The sequence below is a fragment of the Pseudomonas sp. BLCC-B112 genome (assembly GCF_028550695.1).
GTDB classification, from domain to species: Bacteria; Pseudomonadota; Gammaproteobacteria; order Pseudomonadales; family Pseudomonadaceae; genus Aquipseudomonas; species Aquipseudomonas danubii.
In genome coordinates this window covers 1-11637 of sequence record NZ_JAQQGK010000003.1, presented here as the reverse complement: position 1 = coordinate 11637, position 11637 = coordinate 1, and the positions used below count along the sequence as shown (strand labels likewise).

General features: G+C 60.1%; 8 protein-coding genes. 5 read left to right on the top strand and 3 right to left on the bottom strand.

The window, feature by feature from the left end; genetic code table 11:
- Window positions 1-18: 18 nt before the first annotated feature.
- Both PQT43_RS08995 and PQT43_RS08990 read right to left on the bottom strand, forming a co-directional pair.
- Window positions 19-2187 carry a TonB-dependent receptor gene (locus tag PQT43_RS08995; protein ID WP_267268635.1) on the bottom strand — a complete coding sequence of 723 codons (2169 nt, stop codon included), beginning with the start codon at window positions 2185-2187 and terminating at the stop codon, window positions 19-21.
- A 114-nt stretch (window positions 2188-2301) separates the two neighbouring features.
- Complete coding sequence (locus tag PQT43_RS08990; RefSeq protein ID WP_102864601.1) at window positions 2302-2688, bottom strand: DUF2946 domain-containing protein; 387 nt, start codon at window positions 2686-2688, stop codon at window positions 2302-2304.
- A 499-nt stretch (window positions 2689-3187) separates the two neighbouring features.
- Between PQT43_RS08990 and PQT43_RS08985 the strand changes: the two genes are divergently transcribed.
- The 5 genes from PQT43_RS08985 to PQT43_RS08965 all read left to right on the top strand — a co-directional run bounded on the left by PQT43_RS08985 (window position 3188) and on the right by PQT43_RS08965 (window position 10398).
- Entirely contained in the window at window positions 3188-3706 is a 519-nt protein-coding gene (locus tag PQT43_RS08985) for an Hcp family type VI secretion system effector (protein WP_025129830.1), read from the top strand.
- Between the two features lie 195 nt (window positions 3707-3901).
- Complete coding sequence (locus PQT43_RS08980; protein ID WP_267268636.1) at window positions 3902-6433, top strand: type VI secretion system Vgr family protein; 2532 nt, start codon at window positions 3902-3904, stop codon at window positions 6431-6433.
- Window positions 6430-8139 (top strand): esterase/lipase family protein, encoded by a 1710-nt coding sequence (locus PQT43_RS08975; RefSeq protein ID WP_267268637.1) that lies wholly within the window; start codon window positions 6430-6432, stop codon window positions 8137-8139. The genes PQT43_RS08980 and PQT43_RS08975 overlap by 4 nt, the downstream gene beginning before the upstream one ends.
- Complete coding sequence (locus tag PQT43_RS08970; RefSeq protein WP_267268638.1) at window positions 8136-9278, top strand: T6SS immunity protein Tli4 family protein; 1143 nt, start codon at window positions 8136-8138, stop codon at window positions 9276-9278. The genes PQT43_RS08975 and PQT43_RS08970 overlap by 4 nt, the downstream gene beginning before the upstream one ends.
- 208 nt (window positions 9279-9486) lie before the next feature.
- Window positions 9487-10398 carry a T6SS immunity protein Tli4 family protein gene (locus PQT43_RS08965; RefSeq protein ID WP_267268639.1) on the top strand — a complete coding sequence of 304 codons (912 nt, stop codon included), beginning with the start codon at window positions 9487-9489 and terminating at the stop codon, window positions 10396-10398.
- A 195-nt stretch (window positions 10399-10593) separates the two neighbouring features.
- Here PQT43_RS08965 and PQT43_RS08960 read toward each other — a convergent pair whose 3' ends face one another.
- Window positions 10594-10980, bottom strand: a complete 387-nt coding sequence (locus tag PQT43_RS08960; protein WP_102880165.1) for a DUF6124 family protein — start codon at window positions 10978-10980, stop codon at window positions 10594-10596.
- Window positions 10981-11637 lie beyond the last annotated feature (657 nt).

Genomic DNA, 11637 nt, shown 5'->3' with positions numbered 1-11637 from the left:
ACGCCCCGCGGTCTCAGGTTAAAAGCGCGTTTGCAGCGCCAGCTCGAAGGTCCGCGGCGCCCCCAGGTAGAGCTGGGTGGGCGCGGTAGTACGGGCGTAAACCTGATCGGTCAGGTTGCGCACCCGGCCGGTGATCCGCGTATCGGCATTCAACTGGTAGCCGACGAACGCGCCGAAGATCGTGTAGGCCGGCGCATAGCGGGTGTTGGCCGCATTGGCGTACATCGACGACACGTAGCGTGCATCGCCACCGACCTGCCAGGACGGCGCAATGTCATAGCTCAGCCACAGGTTGCCTACCTTGTCCGGGGTGTTGGTGGGGCTGTTGCCCTTGCGCGACACCGGCCGGCCGCCGACGTTTTCATAGAACTCGTCGTACTGGGCGTCGACATAAGCGAAGTTGCCTTCGGCCAACAGCTTGGGCGTGACCTGCAACGAGCCCGCCAGCTCCACGCCCCGGGACGATTGCTGGCCCACCGGCTGGCTGCTGCCGGGGTTGCTCGGATCGGCGGTGGACAGGTTCTTGCGTTCGATGCGGTAGGCGGCCAGGGTCGCCGAACCACGGCCGTCGAGGAAATCGAACTTGCTGCCGATCTCCCACTGATTGCCGGTACTGAGGTCGAAGTCGCGCACCTGACCGTAGCTGGCGGTGGTCAGGATGCCTGCCGGTGGATCGGCAGCGGTGCTGTATTGCACATAGACGTTGGCCGCCGGGGTCAACTCATAGACCAGCCCCAGGCGCCCGGTGGTGGGCCGGTATTTACGCTGGAAAAACGCCGGATTGGCCTCGGTGACGGCGCGGTAATTGGTCACTTGCAGGTCGATCTGATCGTGGCGCAGGCCGCTGAGCAGGGACAGGCGATCGGTCAGTTGCAGGCGGTTTTCCAGGAACAGGGCCCAGGTGTCCACCTGGTTGCGGCGGTTCTTCTCGAAGCCGCGCTGCATGCCTGGCAAGTCCCAGAAGCTGCCCGGAGCAAAAGCGTCCGGATCGACCCCAGGCAGCGAGCCCGACACCGAGCGCGGATAGTTGCTCATCACGTTGTGGCTGTAATCGATACCCGCCGACCACTGGCTGTCGAGGCCGAACAGACTGTTGTGGTGCAGCAGTTCGAAACGGTTGCCGTTGAGTTCCTGGGCGTGGCGCTGGAGCAGAATGCCAGAGCGCACCACCTGGCTGTTGTCACTCTTGTAGGCGTAGTTTTCCAGGTTGCGGTATTCGCGATCGGCGTTGTAGTGGTACAGGGTGTTGCGCACGGAAGTGCGGTCATTGACCTGATAGTCGATGATCGAACGCAGCCATTGCACCCGCTGTTCATAGCGACCGTCGCTGACGTTGTAGTTCTCGAAGCGCCGACTCTTGTCCACCTCCATCTTGCCCCCCAGCGGGTTCAGCGCCGGCGTGCCCCAGTAAGGGCTGTCGACGCTTTCGTTCTGGTACTCGTAGGCCAGGGTGTGGGACAGCTGGTCGTTGAAATCCGTCAGCAGGGAAAACGCCGTGGTCCAGGCATCGCGCTGCTCGCGGTCGACATAACCGTTGCTGGTGGTGTGGCTGACATCGAAACGCGCGTAGTGGCGCGGCCCGGCGCCATCGTTCAGCGCATGGTTGAAACCCAAGGAGGTTTCGCGGCTGTCGAAGGAGCCATAGCTGACCCGCCCTTCATTGAACGACTCGGTACGCGAAGGCAGCTTGGTGATGTAGTTGATGGAACCGCCCACCGCGCCAGTGCCGTAGAGAAAGCTCGACGGCCCGCCGACCGCCTCGACCCGGTCGTAGATCCAGCTGTCCACTGGACGGGCGGCGATGGAGTCGTATTGCACGCTGATGCCGTTGAACAGCTGGGTGATCTGCGGCCCGGAGAACCCGCGATAGGAGACGAACCCCGGAATGCCCGGCGATGCCGCGGCGTTCATCCCCGGCACGCTGGCCAGTATGTCCTGGGTGTTGGCGGCGCCGCGCTGCTCGATCTGCTGGCGGTTGACCACATTGACCGTGGCCGGGGTTTCCCGCGGGGTCAGGCCCAGGCGCGAGCCGGTGGTGGTCTGGGTATCCAGTTGCAGACCAGTGGGTTGCACTTCATCGGCGCTGATGCGCGTCTGCGGCAATTGCAGCGTGCCCTCGGCCAGGGCATTGAACGACAGGGCACAGCACAGCGCCGCGCAACTGGGGGAGCGATACAGGAACTTCATGGACTCGGACTCGAAAAAATCATCAAACACCCCGGCCGCCGTCGCCATCGCGACCGCAGACTTAAGTACCGGGAGATGAAAAACACGCGACGCCAAGGCAATCGCGAAGCAGCGCTAGGCGCTCAGAGGGGGAGCCCGAGGATTGAGTGACGGCCAGGAGTAACGCGGCGGCGCCTTGCTGCCCCGCTCGACCTTGACCCGCGCCGAGTGCCGTACCAGCAGCAGCCAGGCCAGACAGAACAGCAGCCCCAGGCCCAGGCTCACCGCCGAGCACAGGGGGCAGACAAAAGCCCCCATGGTGCTGGGGCCAGTCTTGTCGCTGGAGCTGTCATCCAGAGTCGATGCAGATTCGCCCAGGGCGTGACAGAACTGCCCACCCACGCCGGTGATTTCCAGTGCAGCCATCTGTCCATGACCCAGACCGCAGACGAACACGTTGAACAGCACGCAGAAATACAGCGTCCAGGCAATGTGAGGGCGATGTGCGGAAGAATGGGTCATGGCGGCAAGGTTAACAGTGAAAAACGCACTGGAAAATCACCCATGCATGGCGAGCGAAACTCATGGGCCCGCCTGCGGTGAGGTTGTGGCGAGCTTTATAGCCGACTCGCGAAGCGCGAAGGATCGGACCAGAACTAAAGTCGCCAGGTGAGCCCGCGCCTGGGCGGAACTATGCCGCCTATGCCTATGATGGCTTTTAGCCTTGATGCGCAAGAAGTTGCGCACTCAAATGTGAGTAAGCCTGTGGGCACATCGCTGTAAGCATGACGGTCAGGGCTCTACAGAGGAGTGCGCAAGAAGTTGCGCAGTACTGCGCAACTTCTTGCGCACTTTCTATAGGAATTCAGGCTGGAAACAGCCTGTTGAACCTTGGATTTCCATCAAGTGATTGATTGGCAAGGGGTATTGGCAAGTTGGCATGACTCTTGAGATGTCCCTGGAGCCCGGCCGGCCATTCAGGCCTCCGGGTTTTCCGTATATCCAAGCAAGGAGAGCAACAATGGCAACCCCAGCGTACATGTCCGTCACCGGTACCAAACAAGGTCTGATCACCGCCGGTGCCTTCACCGCTGACTCCGTTGGCAACACCTACCAGGAAGGTCACGAAGATCAGGTCATGGTCCAGGGCTTCAGCCATGAAGTGATCATCCCCCGCGATCCGCAGTCCGGTCAGCCCACCGGCCAGCGGGTACACAAACCGGTGAAGATCACCAAGGTTTTCGACAAGGCTTCACCGCTGCTGCTCGCGGCCCTGACCTCCGGTGAGCGTCTGAGCAAGATCGAAATCCAGTGGTTCCGCACCTCCGCCGCCGGCACCCAAGAGCATTACTTCACCACCACCCTGGAAGACGCGATCATCGTCGACATCAAGGACTACATGCACAACTGCCAGGACCCGTCGAACGCGCATTTCACCCACCTGGAGGACGTCGAGTTCACCTACCGCAAGATCACCTGGACCCACGAAGTGTCGGGCACTTCCGGCTCCGATGACTGGCGTACCCCGGTCGCCGGCTAAATCCAGCGGCAGGTTCCAACCCATCGGTCAGCCGGGCTGATCGATGGGGTTCGCGCTCCCAGGCACGCCTGAGGAGGCACACCGGTCATCCGTTGGATGGGATGAGGCTCGGGAAAACCGAGCACCGACTGCACACTCCCTGATCGCTCGTGCTGTCAGGGGGGATGAGCACTTCACGAAGTGGAGGTGTGTGTCATGCGTCAAAGGGATTTGCAGTTCACGTTTTCCGTGCTGACCGCACAGGTGGCGTTCGAGGTTGTCGAGTTCACCCTGGAAGAAGCCTTGTCCGAGCCTTTTCGCCTGACGCTCGAGCTGGCCAGCGACAACGGTGCCATCGATTTTGGCCAGATCCTCGACCAGCCGGCCTTGCTGACGATCTGGCAAGGCGGCCTGCAGGTGCGGCATGTGCATGGCTTGGTCAGCAGCTTCACCCAGGGTAAAACCGGGTTTCGCCGCACCCGTTACCGCCTGCTGGTGGAGCCGCAACTGGCACGCCTTGCCCTGAGTTCCGACTGGCGTATTTTTCAGCAGAAAACGGTGCCCGAGATCCTCAAGTCGGTGCTCGACGAGCACGGCGTTCTTGATTACCAGCCCTACATCCACACCCCGCATGCGCCGCGTGAATACTGCGTCCAGGCCGGTGACACCGACCTCTATCTGTTCGACCGCCTGTCCACCGAGGAAGGCCTGTTCTATTTCTTCAAACACGATGCCAACGCCCACACCCTGGTCCAGGGTGACAAGTTGTACGTCCAGGAGCGCATCCAGGGCGGGCCGGTGCTGTACTCCACCCAACCGGCCGGGGATGCCCCGCAACCGGTGCTGTACGCCTTCAGCTACACGGAAAACGTGCGTACCGCCGAGCAGACGCAGCGTGACTACAGCTTCAAGCGCCCGGCCTTCGACCAGCAGCAGCGACAGCTTGGCGATGACCTTGAGCATCAGGCCCAGCGCTATGAGCGCTACGATTACCCGGGCCGCTACAAGAGCAGCGCCGTCGGCCAACCCTTCACCCAAAACCGCCTGTTGGGCCATCGTCGCGATGCCCGGGTGGCGACGGTGGAAGGGGATGATCCGCGGCTGATTCCGGGGTTTTCCTTCCAACTGACCGGGCACCCCCGGGGTGACTTCAACCGCTGGTGGCGCTCGGTGCGCATCATCCACAAAGGGATTCAGCACGCCAGCCAGCAAGAAGAGGCTGCCGGTGCCGAGATGGGCGTGAGTTACGACTTCCGCGCCCAGATCATTGCCGAGGACTGCGAATGGCGGCCGATGCCACTGCCCAAACCGGTTATTGACGGCCCGCAGATAGCCACAGTGGTGGGCCCGGAAGGCGAGGAAATCCACACGGACGAATATGGCCGGGTGAAAATTCAGTTCCCCTGGGACCGCGAGGGCAAGCACAACGGCTTCAGCTCCTGCTGGGTCCGGGTCTCACAGAACTGGGCGGGGGCGCAGTGGGGCCATATGGCAATCCCACGCATTGGCCAGGAAGTCATAGTCGATTACCTGGATGGCGACTGTGACCAGCCAATCATCACCGGACGCACCTACCGGGCCAGCCATATGCCGCCCTACCGCCTGCCGGATCACAAGACGCTCAACACCCTCAAGAGCAAGGAACACAAGGGCAGCCGGGCCAACGAACTGCGCATCGATGACACCACCCAGCAGATCAGTGCAGCCTTGATGAGCGACCACGGCAGCAGCGCCTTGCACCTGGGGTACCTGACCCATCCTCGGCCCGAAGGGGGCGCACCCCGTGGCGAAGGCTTTGAACTGCGCACCGACGAGCGCGGCGCCTTGCGCGCGGCCAGGGGGCTGCTGCTCAGCACCGAAGCGCAACTGCAGGCCAATGCCGGGCAGCTGCAGCGTGGCGTGGCCATCCAGGTACTGGAGGCCGCGCTGCAACTGGCCAAGGGGCTGGGCGACTATGCCGAAGACCATCAAGGCGTCGGGCACGACACCGAGCCACAGAAAACCCTCAGCGAAGCGGTGCGCGACCTGGGGCATGGCGCCAACGACGAGTCGCAGCAGAGCAACGGCGGCAACCCGGCCATTGCCCTGAGTGGCCAGGCGGGCATCGCCGCGGTATCGCCCAAGAGCGTCACCCTGGCGGCGGGCGAGCATATCGACAGCATCGCCCAGCAGAATCAGCAGCTCACCTCAGGTCAGAAATTTGTGGTCAACGCCGGTAGCGACCTGGGCCTGTTCGCCCAGAGCGGCGAGATGCGCCACATCACCCACCAGGGGCCGATGTTGCTGCAGGCGCAACAGAACAGCATTCGCCTGGAAGCGGATCAGAGCGTGGAAGTCAGCGCGGGCCAACAGCACGTGCTGGTGTCTGCCAAGGAACACATCACCCTGATGTGCGGCGGGGCCTACCTGACGCTCAAGGGCGGCAATATCGAGCTGGGTATGCCGGGGAATTTCACGGTCAAGGCAGCCAAGCACTCCTCTATCGGTCCCGCACATGCCTCGACCACGTTCAACTCATGGGAGTCGACCCCGTTCAATGACGCCTATGTGCTGCGTGATGAAATCACCCTTGAGCCTCTGGCAAACACCACCGTAGAACTGCGGCGCGGCGACGGTGGGGTCACCACCCTCACGACCGATGGACAAGGCCGTCTGCCCAGGCAGCAGGACCTGGCCATGGATCAAGTCCAGATGCGCATTCTGGCCAAGGGAAATAGCTCCAACGACGACAGGGAGTCCACTGCATGAGCAGCCAAGCAGCCGATAACACTGAGGACGTCATCATTCCTCGCTCGCGCGACAATCTGGGGCGACCGGTCTACAAGACCCAACTGACCCGCACCGAGGACCAGCGTGAAAAGGTCCTGCTGGCGAGGCAGGCCGCGCCGATTCCGGTGATCTTCATTCCAGGCATCATGGGCAGCAACCTGCGCAACAAGAAGAACCAGAACAAGGTCTGGAGTCCGCCGAATGCCAGCTTTTGGCCCACTGATGCCCTCCCCGCTCTCGCAGCCTTGGCTGTCTGGTGGGGCCGCGGCCCCAAGGATCGACAGAAGCTGCTAAAGCCGGAAAAAGTCGAGGTGGATGATCGAGGCTCGATTGATACGTGCTCATCCGGCCTGAGCAAAGAGGCGGCGCGCATTCGTGGCTGGGGGACGGTGATGCGCAGCGCCTACAACCCGTTCATGGCCCTGATGGAGGGCCGCTTGGACAGCATCGTCAGCCGACAACAGATCCAGCAATGGTGGAACACTGAAAGCCTGCATGAACCCGCAGCCTATGGCGAAGAACTGGGGCAGGCGACGCCCCTCAGCGAAGACGAACTGAAACAGGCGGGCAAGTATCAATTCGACGTCTGGTGCGCCGGTTACAATTGGCTGCAATCCAACCGGCAGTCCGCCCTGGATGTGCGTGACTACATCGAGAACACCGTCCTCGCCCACTACCGCGAACACGCAAGCGTCAGCCCTGAGCAGGCGGATCAGATGAAGGTCATCCTGGTCACCCACTCAATGGGCGGGCTGGTTGCACGCTCCCTGACCCAATTGCACGGTTACAAACGAGTGCTTGGCGTGGTCCATGGCGTGCAACCGTCAATCGGTTCATCGGCCATCTACCACCACATGCGCTGCGGCTATGAAGGTATTGCCAGCATCATCCTTGGCTACAACGCAGGCGAAGTGACCGCTGTGGTGGCCAATGCCCCAGGGGCGCTGGAACTGACACCTAGCAACGAGTATCGGGAAGGTCGCCCCTGGTTGTTCCTGTGCGATGCCCAGGGGCAGGTCATCAAGGATATGGACGGTAAACCCCGCGCCTATCCGCAGAACCAGGACCCCTACGAGGAAATCTATAAGAGCACCGCCTGGTATGGGTTGGTGCCGGAGCAGAACACTAAGTATTTGGATATGTTGGGAAAGGCCAGTAAGAATAAAAACTCTCGGCGTGAGTTCAGCCAACGTATAGATGACGTTTCTATATTCCATCGTGAATTGGCTGCGTCGGGCTACCACCCTGAAACCTATGCCCACTATGCAGCTGACGATGAGCGCCACAGTTGGCGCGACATGATCTGGCAAGGTGATCCAGCTCCCCTGGAAGCCCCCGGTTCCGCGCTCAAGGATAACGAGACCGGCAGCTACAGCAGTTGGTTTCGCCGTGGCCTGCCCGTCATCGTACCTACGCTTGAAAACTGGACGGTCAAGGAGGAGGACCAGTCTGGCAGTGGTGGCGATGGCACGGTGCCAACCGACTCCGGACAGGCCCACAGGAAGGCTGGCATCAAGGCCAGTTTCCGCCAGGGTGGCAAAGGCAAAGGCCAGTACAACACTGATCAGGGCTACGAACACCAGGAGAGCTACAACGACAAGAGAGCCCAGTGGGCCGCACTCTATGGCGTGATCAAGATCGCTCAGCTAGCTGACTGGCACCCTAACGACAAGGGGGGCATATGACGCTCACTCGTCGCTTGTTTACCGTTCTTGGCCTGGTTGCTTTGACCAGCTGTGCCTCGTTCTCATCTTCTCGGAGCCCAACCATGGACAAAAGTGGATGGATCACCCACTGCTACGGACGCTTCCTGATCGATCTGCCACCACAGGCAAAGATCAACGCTGGGTATTACCTGTGGGACGACGACATCGAAGCACTCGACGATAGCCCTGAGGCTCTAGTAACCAGAATCGACCAGCGTGAGAAGGAATTGAAGAGTGAACGGCATAAAAAGATACAGGGAAGTATGTTTCTTCGTCGATTGGACCTTAGAAATGGCTCAACAGGGCTACTTTCCTGGAAGTCCAATGCCAGTGTAGAGATGTACTTGCTGGATACTTACGCTATTTCCAAGCCGACATGGCGCGCTTACCGCTGGAAAGGTGGCGTCACACAAGATCGTGAAGCAGCAGGCATTGAAAGTGCTACTTCCCTGGCCCACAACCTACGCTCTCGTGAAATCAATGAGATCCCCACCGAACCGGGATTCTGTATCGACCGGGCCTACATCGCAGGTAATAGTTTTCAAGTGGAAGACTTCGATATAGGCGTGACCTTCCCGGAACACCCTAGAACCTTTTTGTCATTCAGATCCAGCACCGGAGCCGAAGAAGATCGGTTACTGGATCGAGTGAGTGGCTTTCTGATGGGTGTGGCAAAGATGGTTGCAGGCATCGAGACCCTGCGCAAAAGAGAGCGTGGCGGTGCCATTCCCGCCGATGAGTACCTGCTGGCAGGCAGCGCAAAGGGCCAGCGCACCTACACCTTCCTCTGGGAAGCCCAGGGCAAGGACGAGTCGATCAACGAGCCCCATCTCAAGGTAGAACTGAGCGTGGAGGAAGCTGATGACGATGACGATGGCAAGCCAGCGGCTCCCGCTTTCAAGTCCGATAAAGCCGCACTGGAACTGTGGGATGCCATCATCGATTCGATTCGCCTGCGCCCGGTATCGGCTACTGGACGCGACGACCATGCTGGCACGCCCTCCCCGCCTAAAAGTCCGCAACAGATGGCCAACAGCCCAGCGGTAGATGATGACTACGCACTGGGAGAGTTCCTCGCTGAGCTGAAGCCCAAAGATAACTGGATGGATGATTTGTGAGTTTCCTAAGGAAGCGCGCGCGACCACAGCACACTCGCCAATGGGCCGCATTATCTGACGTGATCGAGATCACTCAACTGGCTGACTGCCAGCTGGACGCCAAGGAGGGCTTATGAAGCGCGCTCATTGCCTACTAACGATCCTGGGTCTCATCGCCCTAAGTAGCGTTATCAGCTGCGCATCGATTTTTTCCTCTCGGAGCCCGGCCATGGACAAGAGTGGATGGGTTACCCACTGCTACGGACGCTTTCTAATTGATTTACCACCCCAGGCAAAGGTCAAAGCAGGGTATGGCCTATGGGGCAGCAGCATCAAAGCACTCGACGACACTGCAGCAACCTTGGCTACCAGAATTGATCAACGGGAGAAGGAGCTAAAAGGGCAACAGCATGATACGAAGGGCAGCATGTTTCTTCGTCGGCTAGATCTTGGTGGAGGCTCAACTGGATTGTTGTCCTGGGCTTCCGACGCCAGCATAGAGACTTATTACTTGAGTACCTACGTTCTTTCTAAACCGACATGGCAACCATATTCTTGGAGAGTTGAAATGTCTCCAGACAGAGAACATCGCGGCATTGAAATCGCTACCTCTCTGGCTCGTAACCTACGCTCTCGCGCTCCCAACAAAATCCCCACCGAACCAGGATTCTGTATCGACCGGGCCTATATCGCGGGTGACAGCTTTCAAAGTGAAGGCTTCGGAATTGGCGTGACCTTCCCGGAACACCCTAGAACTTTTTTATCATTCAGATCCAGCACTGGAGCCGAACGTGATCGGTTAATGGATCGAGTGAGTGGCTTTTTGATGGGCGCGCTGAAGATGGTTGCGGGCATCGAGACTCTGCGCAAAAGAGAGCGTGGCGGTGCCATTCACGCCGATGAGTACCTGCTGGCAGGCAGCACAAAGGGGCAACGTACCTACACCTTCCTCTGGGAAGCCCAGGGCAAGGACGAGTCGGTCTACGAGCCCCACCTCAAGGCGGAACTGAGCGTGGAGGAAGCTGACGTCGATGACGATGGCACCCCACCAGATCCGGCTTTCAAGTCTGATAAAGCAGCACTTGTGCTGTGGGATGCCATCATCGATTCGATTCGCCTGCGTCCGGTATCGACGCCTTAAAGCGATGGCAATGACCGGATGCTCAAGGCCGCAATACTGCAGAAGCAGCCTTGAGCAAAGACCCTGAAAGGGCTGGCCGTAACAGCGAAATCCTAAGCCGGCGTTACCGCAGCAACGGGTATGTCTCCCCATCCGTGTCGCCACCTCGCCGACGGCCACCACACTCTAAGTTCAAGAAGACCGGGGACTCGGGCTTTACGAGCGCGGCTCGTCCGAGCATGAGCAGACACCTCGCGGGCTAGCGTCCAGCAACGCCTCTACCACCGCCCGGGCCATCTCCACGGAATGCACCATGGACCAGATCAGCCCGCGCTCGATGCCGCTGCCCTGCTGGGTGATTTCATCGCAGACCTCCTCGGCGCATTTGAGCAACAACGACACATGCACCAATGCCTCTTCAGCACTGACGCCTGGGCGCACGCTGAACAGCGAGTCGGCAGAAACAGGTTTGGCTTGGGTGTTGCGCTGGAACAGCGCGGGGTCCTGCGGTTGTCGAGCCAGAGCCACGCGCAAGGTGGCGTTGGCGGCCTTGAGTTCGGGATCGCGATAGGACGTGGGGGGATCGGGGACGAGCTTTTTCATGGTCTAACTCCTTGCAGATAAAAGGAGCCAACACCGTTCGCTTGCACACGAATAAGGTGGCAGCCGTACGCAGGTGTGCAAGACCGAGTCTGCAAGGACACCCGGCAGATCCGAAGATCTCCCACGCACGGCCGCCATAACGCAGCGGACATGAAAACGACCAATCAGTGCTGATCGTTTGTGCGCCTTTGCAGAGTTCGGACTTGCACATCCGAGCCATCGATTTGGCGATGGCTCCAGCACCCTAGCCCGCCCATCAGGCGCATTCAAGCGGCCGGCAGTTTCTCGGATTTGCCCTACAAAAGAAAGCGAATGGGCGTAGTTCCAACCAGCTTTCAGCACTCTCTGAAACAGCCACGGCTCTGTGGTGAGGGTGTTTGTTCCCACGGATTGGTTTGTCAGCGACCAGGCCGAAAACAGTCCTGTCGCCCTGTTTTCGTATCAGCGCTGTACCTGATGCACCGCGCCAACTGGCCGGGCGATTCTCGCCCGTTCGCAGCCCTCGGCAGCGCCTACAAGGGAAGGTGCCGCCCCATTCCCGCTCCAGGCCGGCCGCAAGGCCGCCGTCTCGCTCTTGATTTTGATCTTGATCTGAACGCCCCGTTAACCACGATGGCCGAACGCAGGCATTGAGCCGTGGGTAACCCGGCAGGGATG